The 25,835-nt window shown below is 73.1% G+C and carries 28 protein-coding genes; 17 read left to right on the top strand and 11 right to left on the bottom strand.

Annotation, left to right across the window (positions count from 1 at the left end):
* Positions 1 to 35 precede the first annotated feature (35 nt).
* Together ABZ454_RS11765 and ABZ454_RS11760 are read right to left on the bottom strand one after the other, a co-directional pair.
* Positions 36 to 146: a putative leader peptide gene (locus ABZ454_RS11765; RefSeq protein ID WP_356321918.1), complete on the bottom strand. Its 111-nt coding sequence runs from the start codon at positions 144 to 146 to the stop codon at positions 36 to 38.
* A gap of 285 nt (positions 147 to 431) precedes the next feature.
* Entirely contained in the window at positions 432 to 1,394 is a 963-nt protein-coding gene (locus tag ABZ454_RS11760; protein WP_359537429.1) for an RNA polymerase sigma factor SigF, read from the bottom strand.
* Between the two features lie 475 nt (positions 1,395 to 1,869).
* On the opposite strand from ABZ454_RS11760, the gene ABZ454_RS11755 reads away from it, so the two are divergent.
* The 8 genes from ABZ454_RS11755 to ABZ454_RS11720 all read left to right on the top strand — a co-directional run bounded on the left by ABZ454_RS11755 (position 1,870) and on the right by ABZ454_RS11720 (position 9,113).
* A complete protein-coding gene (locus tag ABZ454_RS11755) occupies positions 1,870 to 2,607 on the top strand; it encodes a class I SAM-dependent methyltransferase (protein WP_359537427.1) in 738 nt (245 codons plus the stop codon).
* A gap of 150 nt (positions 2,608 to 2,757) precedes the next feature.
* Positions 2,758 to 3,678 (top strand): NADP-dependent oxidoreductase, encoded by a 921-nt coding sequence (locus tag ABZ454_RS11750; protein ID WP_359537426.1) that lies wholly within the window; start codon positions 2,758 to 2,760, stop codon positions 3,676 to 3,678.
* Positions 3,675 to 4,436: a GNAT family N-acetyltransferase gene (locus tag ABZ454_RS11745; protein WP_356321914.1), complete on the top strand. Its 762-nt coding sequence runs from the start codon at positions 3,675 to 3,677 to the stop codon at positions 4,434 to 4,436. Before ABZ454_RS11750 ends, ABZ454_RS11745 begins: the two co-directional genes overlap by 4 nt.
* Before the next feature lie 207 nt (positions 4,437 to 4,643).
* A complete protein-coding gene (locus ABZ454_RS11740) occupies positions 4,644 to 5,858 on the top strand; it encodes a PP2C family protein-serine/threonine phosphatase (RefSeq protein ID WP_356321913.1) in 1,215 nt (404 codons plus the stop codon).
* Positions 5,859 to 5,966: 108 nt separating this feature from the next.
* Positions 5,967 to 6,638, top strand: a complete 672-nt coding sequence (locus ABZ454_RS11735; protein WP_359537423.1) for a TetR family transcriptional regulator — start codon at positions 5,967 to 5,969, stop codon at positions 6,636 to 6,638.
* Positions 6,635 to 7,408 (top strand): SDR family NAD(P)-dependent oxidoreductase, encoded by a 774-nt coding sequence (locus ABZ454_RS11730; protein ID WP_356321911.1) that lies wholly within the window; start codon positions 6,635 to 6,637, stop codon positions 7,406 to 7,408. Before ABZ454_RS11735 ends, ABZ454_RS11730 begins: the two co-directional genes overlap by 4 nt.
* 58 nt (positions 7,409 to 7,466) lie before the next feature.
* Positions 7,467 to 8,507: an NAD(P)-dependent alcohol dehydrogenase gene (locus tag ABZ454_RS11725; protein WP_359537421.1), complete on the top strand. Its 1,041-nt coding sequence runs from the start codon at positions 7,467 to 7,469 to the stop codon at positions 8,505 to 8,507.
* A 291-nt stretch (positions 8,508 to 8,798) separates the two neighbouring features.
* Complete coding sequence (locus ABZ454_RS11720) at positions 8,799 to 9,113, top strand: DUF6191 domain-containing protein (protein WP_359537419.1); 315 nt, start codon at positions 8,799 to 8,801, stop codon at positions 9,111 to 9,113.
* A 217-nt stretch (positions 9,114 to 9,330) separates the two neighbouring features.
* Here the strand turns inward: ABZ454_RS11720 and ABZ454_RS11715 are convergent, their stop codons facing one another.
* Entirely contained in the window at positions 9,331 to 9,933 is a 603-nt protein-coding gene (locus ABZ454_RS11715) for a phosphatase PAP2 family protein (protein WP_356321908.1), read from the bottom strand.
* Positions 9,933 to 10,607: a DedA family protein gene (locus ABZ454_RS11710; protein WP_356321907.1), complete on the bottom strand. Its 675-nt coding sequence runs from the start codon at positions 10,605 to 10,607 to the stop codon at positions 9,933 to 9,935. The genes ABZ454_RS11715 and ABZ454_RS11710 overlap by 1 nt, the downstream gene beginning before the upstream one ends.
* Before the next feature lie 230 nt (positions 10,608 to 10,837).
* Here ABZ454_RS11710 and ABZ454_RS11705 point away from each other — a divergent pair, with 230 nt between their 5' ends.
* From ABZ454_RS11705 to abc-f, 3 genes are all read left to right on the top strand, one after another.
* Complete coding sequence (locus ABZ454_RS11705) at positions 10,838 to 11,224, top strand: BlaI/MecI/CopY family transcriptional regulator (RefSeq protein WP_359537489.1); 387 nt, start codon at positions 10,838 to 10,840, stop codon at positions 11,222 to 11,224.
* Positions 11,221 to 12,159, top strand: a complete 939-nt coding sequence (locus tag ABZ454_RS11700; protein WP_359537417.1) for a M56 family metallopeptidase — start codon at positions 11,221 to 11,223, stop codon at positions 12,157 to 12,159. Before ABZ454_RS11705 ends, ABZ454_RS11700 begins: the two co-directional genes overlap by 4 nt.
* 248 nt (positions 12,160 to 12,407) lie before the next feature.
* Positions 12,408 to 14,051 carry a ribosomal protection-like ABC-F family protein gene (abc-f, locus tag ABZ454_RS11695; RefSeq protein ID WP_359537415.1) on the top strand — a complete coding sequence of 548 codons (1,644 nt, stop codon included), beginning with the start codon at positions 12,408 to 12,410 and terminating at the stop codon, positions 14,049 to 14,051.
* Positions 14,052 to 14,094: 43 nt separating this feature from the next.
* Here abc-f and ABZ454_RS11690 read toward each other — a convergent pair whose 3' ends face one another.
* The 4 genes from ABZ454_RS11690 to dhaK are packed head-to-tail and all read right to left on the bottom strand — an operon-like array spanning position 14,095 to position 16,728.
* Positions 14,095 to 14,610, bottom strand: a complete 516-nt coding sequence (locus ABZ454_RS11690) for an NUDIX domain-containing protein (RefSeq protein ID WP_359537414.1) — start codon at positions 14,608 to 14,610, stop codon at positions 14,095 to 14,097.
* Positions 14,611 to 14,659: 49 nt separating this feature from the next.
* On the bottom strand, positions 14,660 to 15,070 hold the full coding sequence (locus ABZ454_RS11685) for a PTS fructose transporter subunit IIA (RefSeq protein ID WP_356321903.1): 411 nt from the start codon (positions 15,068 to 15,070) through the stop codon (positions 14,660 to 14,662).
* A complete protein-coding gene (gene dhaL, locus ABZ454_RS11680) occupies positions 15,067 to 15,681 on the bottom strand; it encodes a dihydroxyacetone kinase subunit DhaL (protein ID WP_356321902.1) in 615 nt (204 codons plus the stop codon). Before dhaL ends, ABZ454_RS11685 begins: the two co-directional genes overlap by 4 nt.
* A gap of 54 nt (positions 15,682 to 15,735) precedes the next feature.
* Entirely contained in the window at positions 15,736 to 16,728 is a 993-nt protein-coding gene (gene dhaK, locus ABZ454_RS11675; RefSeq protein ID WP_356321901.1) for a dihydroxyacetone kinase subunit DhaK, read from the bottom strand.
* 177 nt (positions 16,729 to 16,905) lie between these two features.
* Between dhaK and ABZ454_RS11670 the strand changes: the two genes are divergently transcribed.
* The gene (locus ABZ454_RS11670; RefSeq protein ID WP_359537411.1) at positions 16,906 to 18,192 is read left to right on the top strand and encodes an MFS transporter; all 1,287 of its coding nucleotides are present in this window, start codon (positions 16,906 to 16,908) and stop codon (positions 18,190 to 18,192) included.
* 103 nt (positions 18,193 to 18,295) lie between these two features.
* Positions 18,296 to 18,841 (top strand): DUF1697 domain-containing protein, encoded by a 546-nt coding sequence (locus tag ABZ454_RS11665; protein WP_356321899.1) that lies wholly within the window; start codon positions 18,296 to 18,298, stop codon positions 18,839 to 18,841.
* Positions 18,842 to 18,852: 11 nt separating this feature from the next.
* On the opposite strand, the gene ABZ454_RS11660 is transcribed toward ABZ454_RS11665, so the two are convergent.
* Positions 18,853 to 19,275 carry an arsenate reductase ArsC gene (locus ABZ454_RS11660; RefSeq protein WP_359537409.1) on the bottom strand — a complete coding sequence of 141 codons (423 nt, stop codon included), beginning with the start codon at positions 19,273 to 19,275 and terminating at the stop codon, positions 18,853 to 18,855.
* 92 nt (positions 19,276 to 19,367) lie between these two features.
* Between ABZ454_RS11660 and ABZ454_RS11655 the strand changes: the two genes are divergently transcribed.
* Positions 19,368 to 19,676, top strand: coding sequence for a metalloregulator ArsR/SmtB family transcription factor (locus tag ABZ454_RS11655; RefSeq protein ID WP_356321897.1), 309 nt, complete (start codon positions 19,368 to 19,370; stop codon positions 19,674 to 19,676).
* On the top strand, positions 19,673 to 20,785 hold the full coding sequence (gene arsB, locus ABZ454_RS11650) for an ACR3 family arsenite efflux transporter (protein ID WP_356321896.1): 1,113 nt from the start codon (positions 19,673 to 19,675) through the stop codon (positions 20,783 to 20,785). The genes ABZ454_RS11655 and arsB overlap by 4 nt, the downstream gene beginning before the upstream one ends.
* A 48-nt stretch (positions 20,786 to 20,833) precedes the next feature.
* Here arsB and ABZ454_RS11645 read toward each other — a convergent pair whose 3' ends face one another.
* On the bottom strand, positions 20,834 to 21,199 hold the full coding sequence (locus ABZ454_RS11645) for a metalloregulator ArsR/SmtB family transcription factor (RefSeq protein ID WP_356321895.1): 366 nt from the start codon (positions 21,197 to 21,199) through the stop codon (positions 20,834 to 20,836).
* A 105-nt stretch (positions 21,200 to 21,304) separates the two neighbouring features.
* On the opposite strand from ABZ454_RS11645, the gene ABZ454_RS11640 reads away from it, so the two are divergent.
* Positions 21,305 to 22,687, top strand: coding sequence for an NAD(P)-binding domain-containing protein (locus ABZ454_RS11640; RefSeq protein WP_356321894.1), 1,383 nt, complete (start codon positions 21,305 to 21,307; stop codon positions 22,685 to 22,687).
* Positions 22,688 to 22,690: 3 nt separating this feature from the next.
* Here ABZ454_RS11640 and ABZ454_RS11635 read toward each other — a convergent pair whose 3' ends face one another.
* Positions 22,691 to 24,628: a discoidin domain-containing protein gene (locus tag ABZ454_RS11635; RefSeq protein WP_359537405.1), complete on the bottom strand. Its 1,938-nt coding sequence runs from the start codon at positions 24,626 to 24,628 to the stop codon at positions 22,691 to 22,693.
* A 223-nt stretch (positions 24,629 to 24,851) separates the two neighbouring features.
* Between ABZ454_RS11635 and ABZ454_RS11630 the strand changes: the two genes are divergently transcribed.
* Complete coding sequence (locus tag ABZ454_RS11630) at positions 24,852 to 25,829, top strand: LacI family DNA-binding transcriptional regulator (RefSeq protein WP_356321891.1); 978 nt, start codon at positions 24,852 to 24,854, stop codon at positions 25,827 to 25,829.
* Positions 25,830 to 25,835: the final 6 nt, after the last annotated feature.

Below are 25,835 nucleotides of genomic sequence, written 5' to 3'. Positions count from 1 at the left end.
GCGCGGGAATCGTCACCGCGCCTTCGCCGAGGGGATCAGCCGGCCGACGGCGCGGTGGCGCGGCGTGGACCGCGGCGACACGCGGCGGACGCGAGGCGTCCCAGATCGACGTGGCGCCGCGAGAAGAGAACCGGAGTCGCGGGCATGCGGCGAAGCGTGCCAGCGGCCCGGGAGGGCGTCAACAACGTCCCCGCACGGCCGACGGGCCTGACGGGAGCGAGGCAGGGCCGGACACGCCGCCCTTGGCGGCACCGCTCTCCTGCCCGTTGACCTGCGCGGACGTGCTGCTCACAGGGGAGTGCGCGGTACGGCGGGGGCGGAGGCCGACCGGTCCCCGGGTCCGCGCCGATTTCATCCGGCCGTAATGTACTGGCACCGGGAAATGACGAAGGGGCTCCCGGCCGCCACGGCCGGGAGCCCCTTCGTCGCGCTCACTCCTCGACGAACATCCCGTCACGGAGCCTGCGCAGGATCCGGCTGATCAGCCGGGAGACGTGCATCTGCGAGATGCCGAGCTCCGCACCGATCTGCGACTGGGTCATCTCCTGGCCGAACCGCATGTCGATGATGCGACGCTCACGCTCGTCCAGATCCTCCAGCAACGGAGCCAGGGCGTGCAGGTTCTCGACCGTCTCCATGGCCGGATCCGGGCTGCCCAGCACATCGGCGAACGTACGTCCCGAGGTGCTGTGCTGTCCCGAGTCGGTCGTGGCGGCGGGCATGTCCAGGGAGCCCGCGGTGTAGCCGTTGGCGGCCACGATGCCCTCGGTGACCTCGCTCTCGCTCAGTCCCAGGTGCTCGGCGAGCTCCGCGACGGTCGGATCCCGGTCCAGCTCGGCGGCCAGGGCCTCCTTCGTCTTGGCGATGTCGACCCGCAACTCCTGGAGCCGGCGCGGAACGTGGACCGCCCAGCTGGTGTCGCGGAAGAAGCGCTTGATCTCCCCGGTGATGTACGGGACCGCGAAGGAGGTGAACTCGACCTCGCGGGACAGGTCGAACCGGTCGATGGCCTTGATCAGCCCGATCGTGCCGACCTGGACGATGTCCTCCATGTCGCCGCTGCCCCGGTTCCTGAACCGGCCTGCGGCGAAGCGGACGAGGGAGAGGTTCATCTCGATGAGGGTGTTCCGCGCGTACTGATGGGCGGGCGTTCCCTCCTCCAGGACCTGGAGCCGGTCGAAGAACAGCCGGGAGAGTTCCCGTGCGTCGGTGGGCGCGACCTTGCCCGCGTCCTCGATCCAGGGCAGTTCGCCGAGATCCCCGGGAGCCGGCGCGCCGACCGCGAGCTCCGCCTGCCGGGTGACGGTCGCCAGGGCCGCCCCGGTGCCGGCCGGCGCGGGCCGTGCACTCTCCGCTCGCTCCGCACCGGCAGTTCGCGCAGTGTGCGCCGTCATCTCGTCACGCTCCCTGGTGGTAGGCCATGAGGTGTAGACGTCTGCCCGGTAAACAGGCCCCCATGCACACAAACGGAAGCCGATCGGTTGACAGGGCGTCAATGGCCGGTAGTCGACGCACTGCTCGGCCTCCTCGGGACGGAGCGTGTGCCCGCACACAGAACCGCCCCACCGGTACGGGGGAGCCCGGTGGGGCGGTCCTCACCAGAGTGCCACAGTGACGCACGTCAGGGGGGCCGGCCGACGCGAATCCGGCGGCACTTGAGTCGAAATCGACGGTACCCCGGGGACGGCCCGGCGACCCTGCCCAGGCACACCGCGCCCCCGTCGTACGTCACCAGGCCGGCCCCCGTCCTGGCGGGCGCGTTCTCCGGGGCGGCCCCGCCGGTCGACTGCCCGCGTCATCAGGCGCGGGCGGCCCGGGGAGCACCGAAAACAAGGTGCGTACGGCCGGTGCCGCTGTCAGGCTGCGTCGGTGAACCGTGATCAGATCTCCGCCCTCGCCCACATCAACCACCCCATCAAGGCGCCGCTCGACGACGACTCGGTGAGCACGCTCCTGGAGCACGCCGTCCCTCCCGGGGACGCGAGAGCGCTCGATCTGGGCTGCGGGGGAGGGGAATGGCTGCTGCGCGCCCTGAACGGCCGTCCCCGACTGCGGGCCGAGGGCGTCGACATCTCCGAAGGCTCCCTGCGGCAGGCCGGCGAGGCGGCGGACCGCCTCGGGGTCCGCGAGCGTCTCGAACTGCACCAGCAGGACGGAGCCGCCTTCGTGTCCGCTGACCCGTTCGACCTCGTCCTCAGCGTCGGGGCCGCCCACGTGTTCGGCGGACTGCTGCCGACGCTCGCGGCCGCCCGCAAACACCTCGCCCCCGGCGGCCGCGTCCTGATCGGTGACGGCTTCTGGGAGCGCGAGCCCTCGCCGGAGGCCGTCGAGATGCTCGGCGACTTCGCCGATCTGGCGACCACCCTGGACCGGGTCACCGCCGACGGCTGGACACCCGTGCACGGACACGTCAGCTCACGCGCCGAACTCGACGCCTACGAGTGGTCCTGCTGGGGCTCGCTGGCCTCCTGGGCCCTGGACAACCCGGCCGACCCCGGGAGCGCGGAGGCGCTGGAGACCGCGGCTGCCCGCCGCGCCGAATGGCTGCGGGTCTACCGGGAGACGTGGGGCTTCGTGACGCTGGTGCTGCGCCCGACATCCGGCTGACTCCGACACGGGGCCTGATCGGCCCGTGCTCCTCCATCGCGGCCCCGTGAAAGCACCCGCCCGGGAATACGTGCGCGACGAACCGACTTCTGGCTGCTGGGGCGGCCGGCGTCCGACCGGGTGCCCGTGCCATGAACGGAGAGGGAACCCATGTCCAAGGCGTACGTGTTCACCAGCAACGGCGGGCCGGAGGTGGAGGCCTTCGTCGACCAGGACACGCTGGTGCCCGGTCCCGGTGAACTGCTCGTCTCCGTCCGGGCGGCCGGGGTCAACCCGGTGGACTGGAAACTGCGTACGGGAGTCACCCGGCGCGGCAGTGTGCCGCAGCAGTTCCCCACCGTCTTCGGCAGCGAGGCCGCGGGGGTCGTCGAGGCGACCGGTCCGGGCGTCGAGGGGTTCACGGCCGGGGACGAGGTGTTCGGCAATCCGGTGACCGGCGGGTACGCCGAGCTCACCCTGCTGCCCGTGGCCGTGACCGCCCACAAGCCGGCCGGGCTCTCGTTCCGCGACGCCGCGACGCTGCCGGTCGCGGCGGCCACCGCGTACGACGGCTTGCGCCAACTCGGCCTCGCCCCGGGCACCACCCTGCTGGTCACGGGGGCAGGCGGTGGGGTCGGAACCGCCGCGGTACAGCTCGCTCAGCATGCCGGCGTTCATGTCATCGGCGTCGCGAGCGCGGCCAAGAAGGAGTTCGTCGAGTCCCTCGGGGCGGTGTACGTCGAATCCGGCCCGGGACTCGCCGACCGGGTACGGGCGGCGGCACCCGACGGCGTCGACGCGGTCTTCGACCTGGTCGGCGGCGACACCCTGCGCGCAGCGGCGTCCCTGCTCGCCGACCCCGCCACGCTGATCAGCGCCGGCGGCAAGCAGCTCGTGGCCGAGCTCGGCGGGGCGCCCGTCGAGCGGGCCCGTACCGCCGCCGTGCTCCGTGAAGTGGCGGACCTCGCCGTCGCCGGTGTCCTGCGCACGCACATCACCCGGACCTTCCCGCTCGCCGCGGCGGGCGAGGCGCTGCGCGTGGTGGAGGACGGCCACACCCTCGGCAAGGTCGTGATCGAGGTGACCGCATGAGCGAGCTCCGGATCCCCGGCGACGTGCACCCCCTCGACGACCCGGTGGGCGCCGCGCTGAGGGGACCGCACGCCCACTTCGCCGAGCGTCGCGGCCGCATCCTGCGCTACCCGCCGGCCGTGACCCCGTGGGTCGCCCTCCCGGACAGGCCCGAAGCCGCCGACTGGGCCGATGTCGCCGCCCTCGCCGGCCCCGGCGGCATGGTCACCGTCACCGCCTTCCGGGAGCCGCCGCCGGACGACTGGGAAGTCGTCTTCCACGCCGAGGGTGTGCAGCTCGTGGACGCGGAGGTCGAGGCGGCCCCGCACCCGGAGGCCGTCCGGCTCGGCCCCGCCGACGTGCCGGAGATGCTGGCCCTGGTCGCCCGGACCCGGCCCGGCCCCTTCGAGCCCCGCACCGTCGAGCTCGGCACCTACCTCGGTGTACGGCGTGACGGGGTGCTCGTCGCCATGGCCGGGGAACGCATGCGCCCGCCCGGCTGGAGCGAGATCAGCGGTGTCTGCACGGACGAGTCGGCGCGCGGGCAGGGGCTCGCCGGCGGACTCGTGCGGGCCGTCGCCCACGAGATCCGCGAGCGCGGCGAAACTCCTTTCCTGCACGCCGCGGCCTCCAACACCAACGCCGTCCGGCTCTACGAGTCACTGGGCTTCGTCCTGCGCCGCCGCACGGCGTTCCTCTCGGCGCTCGTCCCGGAGAACCCGCCGGTACGCGTGAGCGGCGCCGCTCCGGGTGACATCCGCGAAGCCGCCACCCGCTGACCTCCGGGACCGGCGCCACCCCGGCGGGGAGGTACGGGTCACGTCCTTCGGCCCGCGGTCCGCGGGCCGAAGGACCCTGGCGGCGCTGTTCGCGGGACCTTCGGCGCGGTGGGTGAGGCCGTAAGCCTCGTGTGCCACCCGTCGCGACTCGGGTGCACTGGGACATGACGTCGGCGCCGGGCCGGCAGATCCCGGGAGGAGACGGCCGTGACGATCGGGCGCCAGCACTGGTCGACGACGCGTGGGGCGGCGCTCACGGGTGCGGAGGCGGGCGAGGCGGCCGTCCGGGCGCCGAGGGTCGGCAACCGGCCGCTGTTCGGCGGCCTGCTGCTGCTCACCGCCGTGATCGTCCTCCTCGACATGTGGTCGGGCGACGAACTGCGCATCGTGCCGCTGCTGGTCGTCGTACCCGCCCTCGTCTCGGTCTTCGGGACGATCCGGCAGACCGTGGGTGTGGCCTCATGGATCATGGTGGTGGCCGTCACCTCCCGCCTGGTGACCGGTGGGACGTTCTGGGACATCACCAGCAGCGTGGTCTTCACGGTGCTCGCCTCCTTCCTCGGCGTCGGCGCCTGTGCGCTGCGCATCCGGCACGCCACCGAGATCGCCAGGCTGCGTTCCGCCGCCGTCGCGCTCCAGCGCCAGATCCTGCGCCCGCTGCCCATCGTGACCGACCAGCTCGTCGCCCACGGCACCTATGCGCCGATCGAGGAGGACCGTCTGGTCGGCGGTGACATCTACGAGGTCGTGTCGTCGCCCTACGGCACCCGGGTGATCATCGGGGACGTCCAGGGCAAGGGGCTCGCCGCGATCGGGGCGGGCTTCGCCGTCCTCGGCGCGTTCCGTGAGGCGGCCATCCGCGAGCCCTCCCTGACCGGGGTGGTCGACGCCCTGGAGGACGCGGTGGCCCGGCACAACGCCTTCTCCGCCCAGACCGGCGAGGTCGAGCGCTTCGTCACCGCACTGGTGCTCGGCTTCGACGACGACGGGCGCGTCGAGGCGGTCAACTGCGGCCATCTACCGCCCCGGCTGCTGCACGACGACGCGGCCCGCCCCGTCCCGCTGCGCCGCACCTCGGTTCCGCTGGGTATGGCGGAGCTCAGCAGCGAGGCGCGGGGCACCGAATGGCTGGACGTCCCGACCGGTGCGACGCTGCTGATGTTCACCGACGGGGTGACCGAGGCGCGTGACGCCGCCGGGACCTTCTACCCCCTGGACGCCCGTCTGGGCCGCTGGGCGCAGCTGCCCGCCAGGGAGCTGCTCGCCGCGCTCCGGGACGACCTGGAGGAGTTCTCCGGCGGGGTGCGCCGCGACGACATCGCCGTGCTCGCCGTACGACGGACGCCGTCCGGCAGCCCCCGCCGGCCCGCGCCGTCCGGCCCTGGCGCGAGGCGGGCCGCAGAGGCGCTCAGCGGAGGCTAGTGCCGCGCACCGCGGGCGTACCACGCGTCGCAGGCGCCGCAGCGCAACCACATCTGTCCCGGCGAGACTTCTGTCGCGTCGGGACATTTCTGGGTGTACGGTACAAGCATGAACCGGGAACGGAAGACCCCGGAGAGGCGGAGCCGCAAGGCACGCCGGACCCGGGACACACTGGCCCAGGCCGCCTTCGAGCTCGTGCTCGACCGGGGTCTGCGGGATGTGACGGTCGAGGAGATCGCGGAACGCGCGGACGTCGACCGGCGCACGTTCAGCCGGTACTTCACGAGCAAGGAAGCCGCTGTCCTGGACTCGCTCCGGGGCGACGGCGACCGGATCAACGACGCGCTGCGGGCCAGGCCCGCCGCTGAACCCCCGCTCACCGCCTACCGCCGGGCCGTTCTCGACTGGCTGGCGGACCCCGAGGCGGAGGCGTGGCACCGCCGGCCGAGGCTCTACGAGCTGCTGGTCCTCGCCGAGCGGGAACCGACCCTCTACGCGGCGTTCCACCACATCCGGGTGGACGCCCAGCAGGACTCGGTCGCCATCGTCGCCGAACGGCTCGGAGCCGACCCCCGCCGGGACATCCGTCCCGCCGTCACGGTCGCCGCCGGAGCCGGCGCGCTCCTCGCCGCCCAGGCCGCCTGGGTGCGCGGGGGCTGCCCCGACGAGTTGCCCCGACTCGTCGAGCAGGCATTCGACGCCCTCGCGGGGGAACTGCTCGCGCAGCCTCCCGCCCCACCGGCGTCACACAGCACCACGGAAGGAAACGGAACATCATGAGCACCACCCCCACCCCCGCCGACCAGGAATTCGCCGGCCGCACCGCCCTCGTCACCGGAGGGGCCTCCGGCATCGGCCTCGCGCTCGCCCACCGCCTCGCCGCCGGAGGCGCGTCCGTCGTCGTCGCCGACTACGACGAGGAGAGCGCCCGCAAGGCCGTCGCCGCCCTGGAGAGCGCCGGCGCGAAGGCCGCAGCGGTGGCCATGGACGTCACCGACCCCGCCTCTGTCGAAGCGGGCGTGCGGTTCGCCGTCGACACCTTCGGCGCCCTGCACCTCGCCGTGAACAACGCCGGCATCGGCGGCCCCAGCAACCCGACCGGCGACTACGCCGTCGAGGACTGGAACCGGGTCGTCGCCACCAATCTGAGCGGTGTCTTCTACTCGATGCGCTATGAGCTCCCGGCCATCGTCGCGGCGGGCGGCGGCGCCATCGTCAACATGTCGTCGATCCTCGGCACCAACGGCTTCGCCGGCTCGCCCGCGTACGTCGCCGCCAAGCACGGCGTCGTCGGCCTCACCAAGACGGCGGCCCTCGAATACGCCGCACAGAACGTCCGCGTCAACGCGGTGGGCCCCGGCTTCATCGACACCCCGCTGCTGCGCAACACCGAGGGCCCGGCACGCGACCACCTGATCTCGCTGCACCCGGCCGGACGCCTCGGCACGTCGGAGGAAGTGGCCGAGCTCACCGCGTTCCTGCTCTCCGACCGCGCATCGTTCATCCACGGCAGCTACCACCTGGTGGACGGCGGCTACTCCGCCTCCTGAGTGGCGGACGGGGGACGGGGGGCGAGTAATAGAGCAGAAGAGAGGTCGAGGAGGACCCATGAAAGCCGTTCAATACCGCACGATCGGCGCCGCGCCCGAGGTCGTCACCGTGCCGGACCCGGAACCCGGCCCCGGGCAGGTGCTGCTGAAGGTCACCGCGGCAGGCGTCTGCCACTCCGACATCGCGGTGATGAGCTGGCCCGCGGAACAGTTCCCCTACCCGCTGCCGCTGACCCTCGGCCATGAGGGCGTCGGCACCGTCGCCGCCGTGGGTGACGGCGTCACCGGTCTCTCGACCGGCGCGTCCGTCGCGGTCTACGGTCCCTGGGGCTGCGGTACGTGCGTCAAGTGCGCCGAGGGCAAGGAGAACTACTGCCTGCGCGCCCAGGAACTCGGCATCAACCCGCCCGGGCTGGGATCGCCCGGCGCCATGGCCGAGTACATGATCGTCGACGACCCGCGCCATCTGGTCCCCCTCGGTGACCTGGACCCGGTGCAGGCCGTGCCGCTCACCGACGCCGGCCTCACCCCGTACCACGCCATCAAGCGCTCCCTGCCGAAGCTGGTGCCCGGCGCGACCGCCGTCGTCATCGGCACCGGGGGACTCGGCCACGTCGCCATCCAGTTGCTGCGGGCCATGACGGCCGTCCGGGTCATCGCCCTCGACGTCACGGAGGACAAGCTCGCCCTCGCCCGTACGGTCGGGGCGCACGAGACCGTCCTGTCCGACCAGCACGCCGCTTCCCGGATCCGTGAGCTGACGGGTGGCATCGGCGCCCAGGTCGTCCTCGACTTCGTCGGAGCGCCTCCCACCGTCGCCACCGCCGGTGCCGCGGCCGCCATCGACTCCGACGTCACGATCGTCGGCATCGGCGGCGGAGCCCTGCCGGTGGGCTTCGGTTCCCTGCCGTTCAACACGACGGTCACCGCCCCGTACTGGGGATCGCGTTCCGAGCTGGCCGAGGTGCTCGACCTGGCCCACGCGGGCGCCGTCGAGGTCCACGTCGAGACGTTCTCGCTGGACGAGGCGCCGCTGGCCTACGAGCGGCTGCACGACGGCAAGATCAACGGCCGCGCGGTCATCCTTCCGCACGGCTGAGCGGGCGAGCCGCCACTCGCGTCCCTGCGGGCCGTCGCACCGAGCGTCGGCCCGCACCGGCGTGCCACCCCCGCCAGGCGCGCGCCCCGGCCCGCGTCGGCGTACGGCAGCTGTCACGTACCGGCTCGCCGGCGGAGACGGCCCGCGGGGCACGCGCTCCCCTGGGGAGACGGTCCTCGGCACACGCCGCTCCCCTGGGGAGACGGCCGGTGGCGTACGCGGTTCCCCCGCGGAGGAACCGCCCACCCGTGGCCGTTGCGCACGCCGCCCCGCGGCGGAGAGACTGCCCGCATGGGATTTCTCGTGCTCATGACGCTGCCCGGACTGGTGATCGGGCTGACCGTCGCCGCCTTCCTCGACCAACTGATGCTGCGCGCGGGGCGGGCCGGGCTGCTGCCGTGGCGTAACAGCGCCCGGCGGGGGCAGATCTCGTCGACCGGGTTCGAGCAGCTGCACGCGACGTTCTCGCCCGGAAAGCAGAGCGAACTCAAGGAACGCCGGAGCGCGCTGCTGCTGCGGGACGACGAGGAGGACGGCGCCCCACCGCATCGCTCCACCGTCGACCTCGACGGCGGCCTCGCCGTCATCCGCCTCCAGCGGCACTGAGACTTCAGCCGCAGCCGCAGCCGCAGCCGCAGCCGCACCCAGCACCCGCACCCGCAGCGGCACCGCCCGCGGGCCCGGCTGCAGGCGCGCCCTGCCACGGGCTCGGCTTCAGGCGGGCGGGGCGCCGACGCCGGGGGCGGGCGCCCCGGTCGTGACGGGGGGCGCCCAGGCGCTCCCTGGGAAGAAGGCGGCCGAGGCCCGGCGCGTCCCCCCCCCGTCACCCCGCGGCCACCAGTGGGCGCAGCCGGCTGTCGCGCAATCGCACCACCGCCGGGGCGCAGCGGCGGGCCGCCACGGTCAGCGGCCAGGCGACAAGGGCGCCGGTCAGCAGGCCGATCAGCACATCGTGTGGGTAATGCGCCCCGACCCAGACCCGGGAAGCGCCCATCAGCAGCGCGGCGGCGAACGCGACCGCGCCGAGCCTGCGGTCGGTCAGCCAGAGCGCCGTCGCCGCTGCCGCCGCGATGGCGGCGTGATTGCTGGGGAACGACCAGTCGCCGAGCCCTGGACACGCCTCCACCGTCACCACGTGCAGCGTCCGGCAGGGCCGTTGCTCGTGGAAGACCGACTTGACCAGGTCGTTGGCCACATACGCGGCCACCACGACGAGCGGGGTGCACAGAGCCATGGCGGTGCGTGCGGCATCCGCGGAACGCGAGCGCCACCAGGAGGCGAGCATCAGCACGGCGAACAGGACCAGCCCGTAGTCCGTCCAGACACGGACGACCGCATCCAGTGCGGCGGGGGAGCGCTGGGCCAGCTCGGTGACCCAGGTGTAGAACCCGCCGTCGATCGAGGAGGCGGCGGAGGCGAGCGGCATCAGTGGGTGTCTCCTTCGGCGGTGCGCCGGGCGCGGGCGCGTGAGCGGATCAGTTCGGTGGCGAGCGGGATGAGGGAGACCGCGACCACCAGGGCGACGATCGGCAGCAGATACCGGTCCACGTTCGGCACGGAGGACCCCAGCGCGTATCCGGCGAGGACCAGTCCGACGGTCCAGACCGCACCGCCGACGGCCTGCCACAGGGTGAACCGCCCCACCGGGACGTCGAGCGCCCCGGCGAGGGGGTTGAGCACCGTGCGCACCACGGGGACGAAGCGGGCCAGCACGATGGCACGGCCCTGGCCGTACCTGGCGAGCAGCTCCTCGGCGCGCGCGGCGCCCTCGCGGAGCCGGCGGGCGCCGCTGCGGGCGAGAAGCGCCCGGCCTCCGCGCCGCCCGATCCAGTACCCCGTCTGCGCGCCCAGCAGCGCTCCGGCCACCGCGGCCGTCAGCACCTGCGGCAACGACAGCTCGACCGGCCCGTGCGTGCCGGAGACGCACAGGAGGCCCGCCGTGAACAGCAGGGAGTCACCGGGAAGGAAGAAGCCCACGAGCAGCCCCGTCTCGGCGAAGAGCACGACGGCGATCCCGAGCGCGCCGAACGCCCCGAGCAGGGAACCGGCGTCCAGCAGGTTCACCGCCAAGGGCAGGGGCGCCGACGAAAGTACGGACACGGTGGCAGATCTCCCATAATGGTGAGCGGGCGGCCGAGCGGGGGACGCCCGGACTGACTACAGTGATGTAGACGGTCTACATCACTGTAGACGCCCGAGCCGGGAGGAGAGTTCCCATGTCGCAGGTGAACGGGATATCGGGCGGAGAACCCGCCGCCCGCCCGTCCGGCGCGCCGGCTCCGGAACACAGGCCACCGGCCGCGCCCGGGAACGTTGTCCCGGCCGGGTCCGTGTCCGGCCCGCCCGCGGACCGCGCCGCCGTCGAGCGACGCCCCTCCGGCGAACTCGAGTCGACGATCCTGGCAGCCCTCTGGGCGGCCGGAACCCCGCTCACCCCCGGCCAGGTCCAGGGTGCGCTCGGAACGGAACTCGCCCGCACCACCGTCACCACGATCCTCTCCCGCCTCTACGAGAAGGGCTCGGTCACCCGGAGCAGGGCGGGGCGCGGTTTCGCGTACACGCCCACCGAGGACGCGGCCGGACTGACCGCCCGCAGGATGCACAGCGAACTGCGCAAGGAGGAGGACCGCAGCACGGTGCTGGCCCGGTTCGTCTCGCAGCTCACGGACGAGGACGAGCGACTGCTGCGGGATCTCCTCGACGGCGACGCCCGGTGATCTACGCCGTCTGGATCCCGCTGGTGGTGCCGTTCGTCGTGGTTCCCGCCGCTCGCAGGCTGGCCGACGCCCTGGCCCCCGCGCGCGCCGCGCGGCTCCTGGCCGTGACCGGTGCGGGCCTGGCCTCGTGCACCGTGCTCGCCCTGACGCTGCTGGTGGTGCCCGGCGCGGGCAGGCTGCCCGCCGTCGCCGCCGCGGGAGCATTCGTCCATCCCCTCGTCGCCGCCGCGCCGGCCACGGCGGTCCCGCTCGCGGCCGCCGCCGCCCTGCTGATCGCCGGCTGCGCCGCCGCCGTGGCACGTGCGGTGCGCGGTCACTGGGCCCAGCTCCACCGGGACGGCCGCCCCGGCCGGGCCGACCGGGGAGAGCTGGCCGTCCTGAGGGACAGCCGCCCGGACGCCTACGCGCTGCCCGGCCGGCCCGGCAGCCCCGGCCGGATCGTCGTCACCACCGGCATGCTGCAGGCGCTCGAACCCGTCGAGAGGGAGGCGCTCCTCGCCCACGAACGCGCCCACCTCACCGGCCGCCACCACCTGTACCTCGCCGCCGCCGAACTGTCCGCGCGCTGCCATCCCGCGCTGCGCGCCCTGCGCGCCCCCCTGGGGTACGCCCTGGAGCGCTGCGCCGACGAGGCCGCCGCGCACGCCGTGGGAGACCGCCGGATCGCCGCCCGTGCGATCGGGCGCGCGGCACTCGCCGCCCGGGCCGCCGGGGAGCCGCCCGCGCCCCGCCCGGCCGTGGCGCTCGCGGCGTCGGCGGGACCCGTCCCGCGCCGCGTCGCCGCTCTGCTCGGCAGACCGGCCGCCCGCCCGCGCGTCGGCCGCGCCGCCGCCGCGACCCTGCTGATCTGCCTGGCCGTATCGGGCGCCGCCGCGCTCGACGCCACGTACGACCTGCACAGCAGCATCGAGATCGCTCAGGGCGAGAACCCGTAGCACCCGGTCGGGCCCCGCGAAAACCCGCCGGGCTCGCGCGGCGGCCCGGCTACACTCACCCCATGGGTTCGTACGCGTACTACTTCTTCCGCTGACTCCGGGCAGGGACGCCGCCGCCCCACGCCGAGCCGTCGCCGACCGACGCTCAGGCCGCGCCGCGTGCCGCCCTCCCCTCGGACCGTCCGGAAGCCCCGCCTGCCGCGCCCTGTCACGGGCCGCCGAGGCACGTACCCCCAGGGAAAGCCACCATGCCCCTTGCGCACGACCGCGCCCAGCTGACCATGAAGGACGTCTCCAAGGCATACGGAGACCGCGCCGTGCTCGACCAGGTGTCGCTCACCGTCCGGCCCGGCGACCACGTCGGCGTCATCGGCGAGAACGGCTCCGGAAAGTCCACCCTCCTGCGGCTGATCGCCGGCACCGAGGCGCCGGACAGCGGTGAGATCACCGTCCGCTTCCACGGGGGCACAGGCCACCTCTCCCAGACACTCGCCCTCGGCCCCGCCCGCACCGTCCAGGACGCCGTCGACGCCGCCCTCGCCGAACTGCGGGCGCTGGAGCGCCGGATCCACGCCGCCGAAGCGGAGCTCGCCGCGCCCGGAGGGGTGGACGACGCTCAACTCGCCGCGTACGGAGACCTGCTGACGGAGTACGAGGAGCGCGGCGGATACCAGGCCGACGTCCGGGTCGACGCCGCGTTGCACGGCCTCGGACTCGCCCACCTCACCCGCGAGCGCACGCTCGGCACCCTCTCCGGGGGCGAACAGTCCCGGCTCGCCCTCGCCTGCGTCCTGGCATCCGGCCCCGAACTGCTGCTCCTCGACGAGCCGACCAACCACCTCGACCTGCGGTCCGTGACCTGGCTGGAGGACCACCTGCGTGCCCACCGCGGCACCCTCGTCGTGATCACCCACGACCGCGCGTTCCTGGAACGGACCACCACCGTCATCGTCGAGGTCGACCGGGATCTGCGCAGCGTCGTCCGGTACGGGGACGGCTGGGACGGCTACCGCACGGCGAAGGCCGCGGCACGCCGCCGCTGGGCGCAGGACCACCAGGAGTGGCGGGACGAACTGGCCCGTACCGAAGAGCTCGTGAGCGCCGCGGGGCAGCGGCTCGCCGCCACCGGGAAGGACCCGGGAGAGGGCTGGGGCAAGCACCGCCGCTCGCACGAAGCGAAGCTGTCCGGTCAGGTCAGGGCGGCGCGAACGCGGTGGGAAGAACTGCGCAGGGCGACCGTACCGGCTCCGCCCCAGCCGTTGCGGTTCTCCGCCGGACTGGCCCTGGCCTCCGACGGCGACGGGCACCCGGGGCCGCTGGTGGAACTCGCGTCCGTGTCCGTGGGCGACCGGCTGAGCGTACCGGCGCTGCGTGTGCACCGCGGGCAGCGCCTGCTGGTGACCGGGCCCAACGGGGCGGGCAAGTCCACCCTCCTGAGGGTGCTGGCGGGCGATCTCGCCCCGGACACGGGCACGGTGCGCCACCGGGCCCGGATCGGCTACCTGCCGCAGGAACTTCCTGCCCGGCCGACCCGCCGCACCCTGTTGGCCACGTTCGCGGCCGGCCGGCCCGGCCATGCCGACGAGTACGCCGACATGCTCCTCGCTCTCGGCCTCTTCCGCCCGGACGACCTCTCCGTCCCGGTCGACGCGCTCTCCGCCGGACAGCAACGGAGGCTCGCGCTGGCCCGCCTGGTCACCCGGCCCGCCGATCTGCTGGTGCTGGACGAACCGACCAACCACATCGCCCTGGCCCTGGTCGAGGAACTGGAGGCGGCGCTGGCGGCGTACGAGGGAGCCGTCGTGGTCGTCACGCACGACCGCAGCTTCCGCGGCCGCTTCACCGGCGACCGGCTGGAGCTCCACGCGGGCAGGCCCGTGACCCGCACCTGAGCACCGCTCCGCGCCACGGGGCCCGGCCGCCGCTCCTGCGGACTCAGGCCCCGTCGGCGTGCGGGGCGCCTTCCCGCCCGCCCGTCAGACGGTCACGCAGCCGGTCCACGAACACCCGCTGTCCCTTGACGAACCGCTCGGCGGCGACCTCCGGCCCGCACCATTCGAACCGGTCGATCTCCGGGAACTCCCGCCGCACACCGGACCCCGGAGGCCATTCCATGGTGAACGTCCCCGGGACCGCCGCCGCCGGATCGACGTCGGCCTCCACGGCCCACACCGTCACGGTCTTCCCGCCGGCCTGCCGCGACTCGCCCAGCGCCACCCACGCGCCGTCCGGGACCGGGTGGCCGAATTCCTCCTCGAACTCGCGCCGGGCCGCCGCTGCCGCTTCCTCCCCGGGCCCGTACTCGCCCTTGGGCACCGACCACGCCGCGCTCTCCCGGCGCGCCCAGAAGGGACCGCCCATGTGTCCGATGAGGACTTCGAAGCCGGCTCCGCCGGTGGTGCGGAAGAGGAGGAGACCGGCGCTGCGCCTGGCGGCTGTGTGAGGTGCCATACCGTCAAGTGTGGGCGCCGCGCGCGCGGCCGTGCGGACGACAGGCCGCCTACACCTTGCGGTAGTCGTACGCCTCCGACGCCGCGGCCGCCACCGCGTCGAGCCCGCCGCCGGCCGACGCCGTGACCACCGCGGCCACCGCTCCCTCCAGGAAGGGCGCGTCGACCAGGCGTGTCCCGTCCGGGAACTCGTCACCCTCGGCCAGCATCGCCTTCACCGTGAGGACGGCGCTCCCCAGGTCGACGAGGACCGCGACGCCCGCACCACGGTCCACGGACCGGGCCGCCTCCGCGATGAGCTCCGCGCTGGTCCCGAGCCCGCCCGCGGGCGTACCGCCGGCCGCGGCCACCGGCGCCGTCGCCCCGCCGGCGGCGAGCCCCCGCGCCAGTTCGGCGACCGCCTCGGCAACCGGACCGCTGTGCGACACCAGCACGATCCCGACCTGCTTGTCCGCGCTCACGCGCCGCCTCCCGCCGCGCCGGCGGTCTCCGCGAGCGCGGCGACGAGCAGCGCGGCCGACGTGGCCCCCGGGTCCTGATGGCCGATGCTCCGCTCTCCCAGGTAACTCGCCCGGCCCTTGCGCGCCTGAAGGGGAACGGTCGCCAGCGCGCCCGCTTCGGCCGCGTCCCGGCCCGCCTCGAACGACGTCCCGAGGGCGTCGACCGCCGGCAGCAGCGCATCGAGCATCGTCTTGTCGCCGGCCTGCGCCCCGCCCAGCTGGGCGACCGCCGCCACACCCTCCCCGAGGGCCTGGGCCAGTTGCTCCTCGGTGACGGCGGGCGCGTCACCCAGCGCCTTCCCCGTGCGCCGCAGCAGCGTCCCGTACAGCGGCCCCGACGCCCCGCCGACGGTCGAGATCAACTGCCGACCGGACAGCATCAGTACCGCCCCCGGCGTCTGTGGCGGCTCCTTGTCCAGTGCGGCCGAGACCGCGGTGAAACCGCGCTGCAGATTGCTGCCGTGGTCCGCGTCCCCGATCGCGGAGTCGAGCTCGGTCAGACGCGCCGCCTCACGGTCGACGAAGGCGGCGGTCGTGGTCATCCAGCGGTGGAAGAAATCGGCGTCGAGCACATGCTCTCCTCGGTGCGTCGAATGAAACGGCGGGCCCGCCCGGGGCGGACGGGGTCAGCGGCCCCAGCGCAGTGCGGGTGTCTGCACCGGCGCGTCCCAGAGCCGTACCAGCTCCTCGTCCACCTGGCAGAGCGTCACCGAACAACCCGCCATGTCGAGCGAGGTCACATAGTTCCCCACGAGGGTACGGGCCACCACCACGCCGCGCTCGGACAGCACCCGCTGCACCTCGGCGTTGAATCCGTACAGCTCCAGCAGCGGTGTGGCGCCCATCCCGTTGACGAGTGCGAGGACCGGGCCCCTCGGCCGCAGTTCCTCCAGCACCGCGTCCACGGCGAAGTCGGCGATCTCGCGGGAGGTCATCATCGGGCGCCGCTCCCGCCCCGGTTCGCCGTGGATCCCCACCCCGAGTTCGAGTTCGCCGGGGGGCAGATCGAACGTGGGGGAGCCCTTGGCGGGCGTGGTGACCGAGGTCAGCGCCACGCCGAAACTCCTGGACGCCTCGTTGACCTGCCGCGCGAGGGCCGCCACCCGGTCCAGCGGCGCCCCCTCCTCAGCCGCCGCCCCGGCGATCTTCTCGACGAACAGGGTCGCTCCCGTGCCCCGGCGGCCCGCCGTGTAGAGGCTGTCGGTCACCGCCACGTCGTCGTTGACGAGCACCTGCGCGACCTGCACGCCCTCCTCGTCGGCGAGTTCGGCGGCCATCTCGAAGTTGAGGACGTCACCGGTGTAGTTCTTGACGACGAACAGCACGCCCGCGCCGCCGTCGACGGCGGCGGCGGCCCGCACCATCTGATCCGGCACCGGCGAGGTGAACACCTCGCCCGGGCACGCGGCCGACAGCATGCCGGGGCCGACGAACCCGGCGTGGAGCGGTTCGTGGCCGGACCCGCCGCCGGAGACCAGGGCGACCTTTCCGGCCACGGGCGCGTCGCGTCGCACGACGACACGGTTCTCGATGTCCACGGTCAGTTCCGGATGGGCGGCGGCCATGCCGCGCAGCCCGTCGGCGACCACGGTTTCGGGGACGTTGATCAGCATGCGCAACGGAATCTCCCAGCAAGGCTGTCGACGGTGAACCACCACCGTAGGACGCCGGAGGTCCCGTGCGAAGAACCGCACGGGTCTGCTTGGTGCGATGTCGCCGCCGGTCCGGAAAATGACGAGCCCTCCGGAGCCCCGGCGCATACCGTCGGGGCGGGGCCGGATCGAGGAGGGCACGCGGTGGGCAGGGGTGAACCGTTGGAGGGGGAGACGACGGCGGGAGCGGCGGAACCGGTTTCCCCCTTGCTCCGGCGCAATCCCGCCTATCGCGCGTTCCTGGTGATCCAGGCCCTGTCCGCCCTCGGGGACTCCTTCTCGTACGTGGCGATCCCGCTGCTGGTCCTGCACAGCACGGGATCGGTGGTCCAGATGGGTGTCGTCACCGGTCTCACGGGCGTCGCCTCGATCGTGACAGGGGTGTTCGCCGGTGTGATCGCGGACCGGTTCGACCGCCGGCGGCTCCTGATGATCAGCGACGGGGCCCGCTGTCTGCTCTACGCGGTCATCCCGGTGGTCTGGCTCTTCGCGACGCCGATCTGGCTGATCTACGTCATCGTGCCGGTCGTCGGCGTCTTCTCCATGCTCTTCCAGGTCACTTATGTGACCGTGGTCCCGGCCCTCGTGGCCCCGGACCAGATCGCGCGAGCCAACGGGCACCTCTTCGCCACCTTCGCCGTCGCCGGGGTCGCCGGCCCGGCACTCGCGGGCTTCGTGGCCGCGGCAGCCGGCCCGGCCGCCGCCATCGGCATCGATGCCGTGACCTTCGCGGTCTCCGCCGTCGGCGTGCTGTTCGTCAGGATCCGCACCACACCGCGCGTCGACGCGGACAGGGCCGGACGGGGCGCGGTGCGGCGGGAGTTCCTGGCGGGCGCACGGTTTCTGTGGGCGCATCCGGTGCTCCGTCCCCTGACCGTGCTCCTGTCCGTGCTGACCTTCCTCACCTACGGGATGACGGACCTCGTCATCTATCTGCTGAAGCACGATCTCGGCCACCGCGACACCACGGTCGGCTATGTGCTGGCGGCCGGCACGGTCGGCACGTTCATCGCCTCGGCCGTGGTCGCCCGGGTCCGCGCGCGGATGGGGTTCGGGGCGAGCTGGATCACGGCCTTCGCCCTCGCCGGGGTGGCCGTCGCCTGTCTGGGCTGGTCGCGGAGCGTGCCGGTGATCGCCGTCCTGATGACGGTCAACGTCCTGTGCACCGGGGTCGCCGGCATCTCCTCCATGTCGCTGCGTCAGGAGGTGACCCCGAGCCGGCTGCTGGGGAGGGTCACGTCCACGTTCTGGACCCTCCACTCGGCCCTCGGCCCGCTCGGCGCGGCCGCCGCCACGGCGGCCGCGGCCGGCTTCGGGGTCACCGCCGTCTTCGGTGTCACCGGTATCGCCGTGCTGTGCGTCGCCCTGGCCGGCACGATGACCGGGATCGCACGGTCGTCGCCCGAGCGGCCCGCGGGGGATACGGCGTGACCCGGCCTGCCGCTCCCCGGCCGAACGGTGTGCGGGCTACGCTGTCGGGCGCCGGCCGTGCCTCCCCTCCTGCGGACATCCCCTCTCGGACAGGTGATCTGATTTGCTGTACATCGCGTTCCTGCGCGGGCTGAACGTGCCGGGCCGCTCGGTGAAGATGGAGCATCTGCGCGGTCTGTTCACGGACATGGGCTTCGGCTCCGTGCGCAGCTACATCCAGAGCGGAAACGTCTTCTTCGAGTCCGACGAGAGGGACCGGGCCGTGCTCGGCGCCCGCATCCGTGACCGGCTCGCCCAGGCCCTCGGCTACGAGGTCGCGGTCTGCCTGCGCACGGTGCCGGAGCTGGAGGCGCTGATCGCCCTCGACCCGTTCAAGGACGTCACCGTCACCGACGACCTGCGCTGCTGCGTGGTGTTCACGACCGAGCGGATCGATCCGGACCTTCCCCTGCCGATGCTCTCGCCGAAGAAGGACATGGAGATCATCGGCAGCGCCGGGTACGACGCGTTCGTCGTCTGGTACCTGATCAAGGGCAAGGCGCCCGCCGCGAAGGGGTTCCAGGAGAAGGTCCTCGGCCACGACGCGACGACGCGCTTCTTCCACACCGTGGTGAAGATCCTTGCGGCGGCCAAGAAGGGCGCGGCCTGACGGCCGGGCCGTCAGGCCGTCGCGTCCGGGACGAGCTCCTCGATCAGGCCCTCGACGAGCACCCTGATCTCGTCGCGGACGGCGCGGACCGCCTCGACTCCCAGGCCGGCCGGGTCGTCCAGTTCCCAGTCCAGGTAGCGCTTGCCGGGGAAGACGGGGCAGGTGTCGCCGCAGCCCATGGTGACGCAGACGTCCGACTCCTGGATCGCCTCGGCCGTGAGGACCTTCGGGGTCTCGGCGGAGATGTCGATCCCGGCCTCCGCCATCGCCTCGACGGCGGCGGGGTTGACGCGGGCGCCCGGGGCGGAACCGGCGGAGCGCACCTCGACACGGTCCCCGGCCAGATGGGCCAGCCAGGCCGCGGCCATCTGCGAGCGGCCGGCGTTGTGCACGCAGACGAACAGGACGGACGGCTTGTCGCCGGGCTCGGCCATGGTGATCGTGCTCCCTCGTCGCGGGACGGCCCAGCCGTCGGCGGATCGATGCCGGCGGGTACCGGTGAGTGGTGGTGTGACAGTATCAGCGCATGCTGACTTCAGTCGATGCTGATCTGATGCGGGTGCTGGGCGATCCGCTCCGCCTCCGGATCGTGACCCTGCTGGCGCGCGAGACGCTCTGTACGACGCACCTGGTCGAGGAGACCGGCGCGAAGCAGACCAACCTCTCCAACCACATGAAGGTCCTGCGGGAGGCGGGCGTGGTGGAGACCGAGCCGTGCGGCCGCTTCACCTATTACAAGCTGCGCCCCGAGGTCCTTGCCGGCCTGTCCGGACAGTTTGCGGCGCTGGCCGAGTCCGCGCGTGCCGCGACCGGGAACAAGAGGGCGTGCCCGTGACCTCCACCGAGCCCGCCGCCCCTCCCGCCCGGCCCGGCGCGGACGCGTCCGTCGTCCGCAAGCTCTCCGTTCTCGACCGCTACCTAGCCGTGTGGATCCTGCTCGCCATGGCCGTCGGCCTGGGGCTGGGGCGGCTGATCCCGGGAATGAACGACGCCCTGGCGAAGATCGAGATCGGCGGGATCTCCCTGCCGATCGCGCTGGGCCTGCTGGTCATGATGTACCCGGTCCTGGCCAAGGTCCGCTACGACCGCCTCGACGCCGTCACCGGCGACCGGAAGCTGATGGTGTCCTCGCTGGTCATCAACTGGGTCATCGGGCCCGCGGTGATGTTCGCCCTCGCGTGGCTCTTCCTTCCCGACCTGCCCGAGTACCGCACCGGCCTGATCGTCGTCGGCCTCGCCCGCTGCATCGCGATGGTCATCATCTGGAACGACCTCGCCTGCGGTGACCGTGAGGCCGCGGCCGTCCTGGTCGCGCTGAACTCCGTGTTCCAGGTGCTCGCGTTCGGTGTGCTGGGCTGGTTCTACCTCGACCTGCTGCCGAGGTGGCTGGGCCTCGGCGACGGACAGGGCCTCGACGTGCCCGTCTGGCACATCGCCCTCAACGTCGTCGTCTTCCTGGGCGTCCCGCTGCTCGCCGGCTTCCTCACCCGCCGCATCGGAGAGAAGAGGATGGGCCGCGAGCCGTACGAGGCGCGGTTCCTGCCGAAGATCGGGCCGTGGGCCCTGTACGGGCTGCTCTTCACGATCGTCGTCCTGTTCGCGCTCCAGGGGAGAACCATCACCTCGCAGCCGCTGGACGTGGTCCGGATCGCGCTGCCGCTGCTCGTGTACTTCGCGCTCATGTTCTTCGGTGCGTTCGCGCTCGGCAAGGCCATCGGGCTGGCCTACGACCGCACGGCGACTCTGGCGTTCACCGCGGCGGGGAACAACTTCGAGCTGGCCATCGCCGTCGCCGTCGCCACCTTCGGCGTCACCTCCGGGCAGGCCCTGTCGGGGGTCGTCGGCCCGCTGATCGAGGTCCCGGTGCTGATCGGGCTCGTGTACGTCGCGCTGGCCTGGAGGGGAAGGTTCGCGTCGACCACCACCGCGGAGCGGAGGGGCTGACACGGCGCCGGACGCCCCGCCACCGCGGGCGGGGCGTCCGGCACCGCCTCAGGTGCGCAGGTCGAGCATGGCGGACATGGCCGCCACGACGGACGGGGCGACCCGGTAGTAGACCCAGGTCCCACGCCGCTGCGAGGTCAGCAGTCCGGCCTCGCGCAGCTTCTTCAGATGGTGGGACACGGTCGGCTGCGATACGCCGACGTCGGAGATGTCGCACACGCACGCCTCGCCGCCCGCATGTGAGGCGACCTTGGAGAACAGCCGCAGCCGCACCGGGTCGGACAGCGCCTTGAACATCACGGCCATCCTCTCCGCGTCGTCCTGCGAGAGCTCCCCGGCGGTGATCGGCGGACAGCACGGCACCCCCGCACCCGCGTCCAGGACCGGCAGCTCCACCATCTCTGAATTCGACATGCGTCTATGTTGACACTCATCGATGCCAAGTGCCAAGCTTTGAACATAGACAGCAATCGAAACAGCGGCCGGGAACGGTCGCCGATCCCGGAGGACATCACCGCCATGACCACCACTGCAGACCTTCCGGTCGTCGTCATCGGTGCCGGCCCCGCCGGGCTGGCGGCCGCCGCCCACCTGGTCGAGCGCGGCATCGAGCCCCTGGTTCTGGAAGCCGGCCCCGCGGCCGCCACCGCCGTGCGCGGCTGGGCGCACGTCCGGCTGTTCTCGACCTGGAGCGAACTGACCGACCCGGCCGCCGAGAAGCTCCTGGCGCCGACCGGCTGGGTCAGGCCCGACGCGGACACCTACCCGACGGGCCAGGACTGGGCCGACCAGTACCTGCAGCCGCTCGCCGATGCCCTGGGGGACAGGGTTCGCTACGGCGCCACCGTCACCGGCGTCTCCCGCCTGGGCCGCGACCGGATCGTCGACGCGGACCGGGAGCAGCAGCCGTTCACCCTGCGCCTCACGCGCGCCGACGGCGGGGAGGAGCGGATCCTGGGCCGTGCCGTGATCGACGCGTCCGGCACCTGGTCCACCCCCGGCCCGATCGGCGCCGACGGCCTGCCCGCCCTGGGCGAACACGCCGCCTCCGCCCGGATCTCCTACCGCGTCCCGGACCTCAAGGACCCCGCGGTCCGCGCCCGGTACGCGGGCAGGCGCACCGCGGTCATCGGCTCCGGAGCCTCCGCGTTCACCGCCCTGGCCACCCTCGCCGACGTCGCGAAGGACGAGCCGGGCACCCACTCCGTGTGGATCCTGCGCCGCGGCATCAGCGGCTCCACCTTCGGCGGCGGCTCCGCCGACCAGCTCCCCGCCCGAGGCGCGCTCGGCCTGGCCGCCAAGGCGGCCGTCGACAACGGATACGCCGACGCCGTCACCGGCTTCCGCACCGAGACCGTCGAGCCCGCCGAAGACGGCCGCCTGGTCCTGGCCGGGGAGGACGGCCGGCGCCTCGAACCGGTGGACGAAGTCATCGTCCTGACGGGCCTGCGCCCCGACCTGTCCTTCCTGTCCGAGCTCCGCCTCGCCCTCGACGAACGCCTGCAGGCGCCCGTGGAGCTCGCCCCGCTCATCGACCCGAACCAGCACTCCTGCGGCACCGTCTACCCCCACGGCCACCGCGAACTGTCCCACCCCGAACAGGGCCTCTACCTCGTCGGCATGAAGTCCTACGGCCGCGCCCCGACCTTCCTCGCCATGACCGGTTACGAGCAGGTCCGTTCCGTCGCCGCCGCCCTGGCCGGTGACACCGAAGCCGCCGACCGCGTCGAACTCACCCTTCCCGAAACCGGCGTCTGCGGCGGCGCCGGACTCTTCGAGGACCCCGCCGCCCGCCAGGGCGACGACGGGGGCTGCTGCGCCGCTCCCGCCACGACGCCGTTGCAGATCGCCCCGGCCGGCCCCGTGGCGGCGGCCCCGGCCGGTGGCTGCTGCGGAGCCTGAGGGTCAGCGGTACAGGCGCACGTCCGCGAGGCTCCACCAGCTGCCGGCGGCGCCCGTCTGCGTCACGCGCAGGTAGCGGGCGCTGGTGCGCGGCAGGTCGACGGTCGTGAGCTGGCCGGTGCCCGTACCGCTGCCCACGGTGCGCCAGTGCGTGCCGTCGTCGCTGACCGACAGCTGCCAGCCGCGCGCGTAGTCGCCGAGGTTGTCCCCGCTGTCGATCGCCACCCGGCGGAACGTGGTGCGCCGGGCGAGGTCGAGCTGTACGTACTGCCCGGGGGCCTGAGCCGTGCCGGCGCTCCAGCGGGTGGAGCCGTCGGCGTCGGTGGCGAGCCGGGCCGCGCCCTCACCGGCGGGCTGAGCCGTGGCGGTGGCGCGGTCCAGCGGCACGGCGCGCAGCAGGCCGCGGGGCGTCACCGACTTCGGCCAGGTGAACGTCGCCAGCGCGCCGCCCGGCAGGGTGTAGTCGAACGACCGGTCGCCGACGGCCACGGTGAAGGAGCGCGGGGCGTCGTTCTCGTTGTGGACGACCAGCGCGGTGGAGCCGTCCGGATTGCGGAAGGCGACATCGGTCAGCTGTCCGTTCCAGCCGGTGGTGCCGTAGCTGGTACTGGCGATACGGGTCGCCCCGGGCCGCACGAACTTCGACAGGTGGCCGATGGTGAACAGCTCCGCGTTGGGCGTCACGGTGCCGTCGGGCTGCACGGTGAGCAGCGCGGTGCAGGTGTCGCAGCCGCCGTTGTGCGGACCGCCGTCGGCCTCCAGCACGAGATTCCAGTCGGCGACGGACCTGGCCCAGTTGCGCGTGGTGCCCACGGTGATCGTGCGGGCGTGCCAGGTGAGCGTGGAGCGGAAGAACTGGGCGGGGGTGTCGGCGGCGCCGTGCGAGCCGGAGCACTCGGTGAACCAGATGCCCTTGTCCGGATGTGCGTCATGCAGTGCGGTCTGCGCGCTGGGGTCCCCGGAGTAGCAGTGGTAGGCGGTGCCTGCGATCCACCGGGCGGCGGGATCGTCCAGCAGCTGGTACGGGTAGTCGGTCTCCGGGTCCTCACCGAGCCGTTCGGCCGTGGCGATGTCGTCCGGGTGGGTGCTCCAGTTGTGGTCGTACGCGAGGATCTTGGTGCGCGGGCTGGCCCGGTGCAGGAGCGGGCCGAGCGCCTCGATGACGCGCGCCTCCTGCCGCACGGGCATGTCGGTGCCGGGATAGGCGCCGGGTGCGCGGTTCTGCGGCTCGTTCTGGACGGTCAGGTAGTCGACGAGCACGCCCGCCGCCGCGTAGGCCTGAACGAACTTCACCAGGTAGCGCGCATACGCCCGGTAGACGGCCGGGTCGTCCTTCATGTGGCCTCCCACCAGCGAACCGTTGTCCTTCATCCACGCCGGCGGGCTCCACGGCGTGGCCATCACGGTCAGCCGGGGGTTGAGCTTCCGCGCCTGCCGGAGCAGCGGCAGGACCTGCTGCTCGTCATGAGCGACGCTGAAGTGTTCCAGCGCGAAGTCGGTCTGCCCGGCGGGCATGTCGTCGTACGTGTAGTGCTCGGGCGAGGCGGTGAAGTCCGAGGAGCCGACCGGCTGGCGAAGGAAGCTCACGCCGATGCCCTGCTCCGGGTCGAAGAGCTGCCGCATGGCGGCGTCCCTGTCCTTGGCCGGCAGCTTGCTCAGCACCGCGGCCGAGGAGTCGGTGAGTGCTCCGCCGAAGCCGTCCATCCGCTGGTAGCTCTGGGTCGGATCGACCGTGATCGTGGTCCGGTCGGACCCCCCGGAACGGAAGGCGACCGGCGTGCGCCGTCGCATGTGCTCGGCGCCGTCGGCGGAGGTCACCCACACCTGCGCCTGCGCGGCGGTGTGCGGCGAGGGGGTGTGGGCCGGCGAAGCCGTGGCCGGCAGACAGGTCAGGCAGAGTGCGGCGGCCGTGACGGCCGACGCGCCGATGGCGCGTCTCATGGTGGTTCTCCTCGCTGACGTTTCGCTGGCGACGGCGCCGGAATCCACCCCTCATGAAACAGAATGAAACACGGAGGAAACGCGGCGCCTCACAGGAAAGCCCCGCTCTGGGCGGATGTCAAGGCTCCGCAGCGCATATGCGGGCGGCGCGATAGGGTTCGCGGCATGAAACGGAATGCTGTAACGCGTGGCTAGGCCGGTGGGTTCTCAGGTGACCGTGCGGATGATCGCGGCAGAGGCGGACGTGTCGATCGCGACCGTGTCGCGCGTGATGAGCGGGCACGCCCGCGTGGCACCGGGTACACGGGAGCGCGTCCGCGCGGCCGCGGAACGGCTCGGGGCCGCGCCTCCCACGCGGCGCGGCAGCGCGGAGGGCGCCGTCTTCGTGCGGTGCCCCTATGTACTCACCGACTATTTCGGAGTGATCGTCTCCTCGATCGCCGAGGCCCTCGACGTGCACGGCAGACGGCTGGTGCTCAGCGCCGGCGACGCCGCCCGGGAGCGCTCCGTGCTGCCCGGGCTCGCGGCCGACCCGGCGGTGGGCGGCGCCCTGCTGATCCTGCCGCCCGAGCCGGGCACGGAGCTGGAGGCGCTGCGCGGGCAGGGCCTGCCCTTCGTGGTGGTGGACCCCCGGACGCCGCTGAGCGGCGACATCGCCTCCGTCTCCGCCGCACATCTGGCCGGCGCCAGGGCGGTGACGGCGCACCTGGCCGGTCTCGGGCACCGGCGGATCGGAGTCATCGGCGGCCCGGCCGAATGGCTGGCCTGCCAGGCACGCCTCGCGGGCCACCGCTCGGCCCTGGCCGACGTCGGCGTCCTGCACGACCCGGGGCTGCTGCGCAGCATCGAGCCGACGGCCGACTGGGGGTACGTGGCGGCGCGCGAACTGCTCGATCTGCCCGAACGCCCGACCGCACTGGTCGCGTTCAACGACAAGGCGGCGGTCGGGGCGCTGCGCGCGGCCTACGAACGCGGACTGCGGGTGCCGGGGGACCTGTCGATCACCGGATTCGATGACACCGACCTGGGCCGCAGCACCGTGCCCCGGCTGACGACGGTCCGTCAGCCCGTCCAGGAGATGGGGCGGATGGCGGTGTCCCTCCTGATGCGGCTGCTGGACGGACAGCCGGTGGACACGCTGCATGTGGAGCTGGCCACCCACCTGGTGGTCCGGGACTCCACGGGACCGGTGCCGGCCTGACCGCGT

Source organism: Streptomyces sp. NPDC005803 (genome assembly GCF_040630435.1).
GTDB lineage: Bacteria > Actinomycetota > Actinomycetes > Streptomycetales > Streptomycetaceae > Streptomyces.
The sequence above is the reverse complement of the archived record's forward strand: the minus strand, read 5'-3'. Positions and strand labels throughout refer to the sequence as shown.

What these genes read in the sequence shown, in the direction of transcription:
- ABZ454_RS11765 (WP_356321918.1), bottom strand. Translation starts at nt 146, where the DNA reads ATGCCCGCGACTCCGGTTCTCTTCTCGCGGCGCCACGTCGATCTGGGA.
- ABZ454_RS11760 (WP_359537429.1), bottom strand. Translation starts at nt 1,394, where the DNA reads ATGACGGCGCACACTGCGCGAACTGCCGGTGCGGAGCGAGCGGAGAGT.
- ABZ454_RS11750 (WP_359537426.1), top strand. Translation starts at nt 2,758, where the DNA reads ATGTCCAAGGCGTACGTGTTCACCAGCAACGGCGGGCCGGAGGTGGAG.
- ABZ454_RS11745 (WP_356321914.1), top strand. Translation starts at nt 3,675, where the DNA reads ATGAGCGAGCTCCGGATCCCCGGCGACGTGCACCCCCTCGACGACCCG.
- ABZ454_RS11735 (WP_359537423.1), top strand. Translation starts at nt 5,967, where the DNA reads ATGAACCGGGAACGGAAGACCCCGGAGAGGCGGAGCCGCAAGGCACGC.
- ABZ454_RS11730 (WP_356321911.1), top strand. Translation starts at nt 6,635, where the DNA reads ATGAGCACCACCCCCACCCCCGCCGACCAGGAATTCGCCGGCCGCACC.
- ABZ454_RS11725 (WP_359537421.1), top strand. Translation starts at nt 7,467, where the DNA reads ATGAAAGCCGTTCAATACCGCACGATCGGCGCCGCGCCCGAGGTCGTC.
- ABZ454_RS11720 (WP_359537419.1), top strand. Translation starts at nt 8,799, where the DNA reads ATGGGATTTCTCGTGCTCATGACGCTGCCCGGACTGGTGATCGGGCTG.
- ABZ454_RS11715 (WP_356321908.1), bottom strand. Translation starts at nt 9,933, where the DNA reads ATGCCGCTCGCCTCCGCCGCCTCCTCGATCGACGGCGGGTTCTACACC.
- abc-f (WP_359537415.1), top strand. Translation starts at nt 12,408, where the DNA reads ATGCCCCTTGCGCACGACCGCGCCCAGCTGACCATGAAGGACGTCTCC.
- ABZ454_RS11690 (WP_359537414.1), bottom strand. Translation starts at nt 14,610, where the DNA reads ATGGCACCTCACACAGCCGCCAGGCGCAGCGCCGGTCTCCTCCTCTTC.
- ABZ454_RS11660 (WP_359537409.1), bottom strand. Translation starts at nt 19,275, where the DNA reads ATGGCCGAGCCCGGCGACAAGCCGTCCGTCCTGTTCGTCTGCGTGCAC.
- ABZ454_RS11655 (WP_356321897.1), top strand. Translation starts at nt 19,368, where the DNA reads ATGCTGACTTCAGTCGATGCTGATCTGATGCGGGTGCTGGGCGATCCG.
- ABZ454_RS11645 (WP_356321895.1), bottom strand. Translation starts at nt 21,199, where the DNA reads ATGTCGAATTCAGAGATGGTGGAGCTGCCGGTCCTGGACGCGGGTGCG.
- ABZ454_RS11640 (WP_356321894.1), top strand. Translation starts at nt 21,305, where the DNA reads ATGACCACCACTGCAGACCTTCCGGTCGTCGTCATCGGTGCCGGCCCC.
- ABZ454_RS11635 (WP_359537405.1), bottom strand. Translation starts at nt 24,628, where the DNA reads ATGAGACGCGCCATCGGCGCGTCGGCCGTCACGGCCGCCGCACTCTGC.
- ABZ454_RS11630 (WP_356321891.1), top strand. Translation starts at nt 24,852, where the DNA reads ATGATCGCGGCAGAGGCGGACGTGTCGATCGCGACCGTGTCGCGCGTG.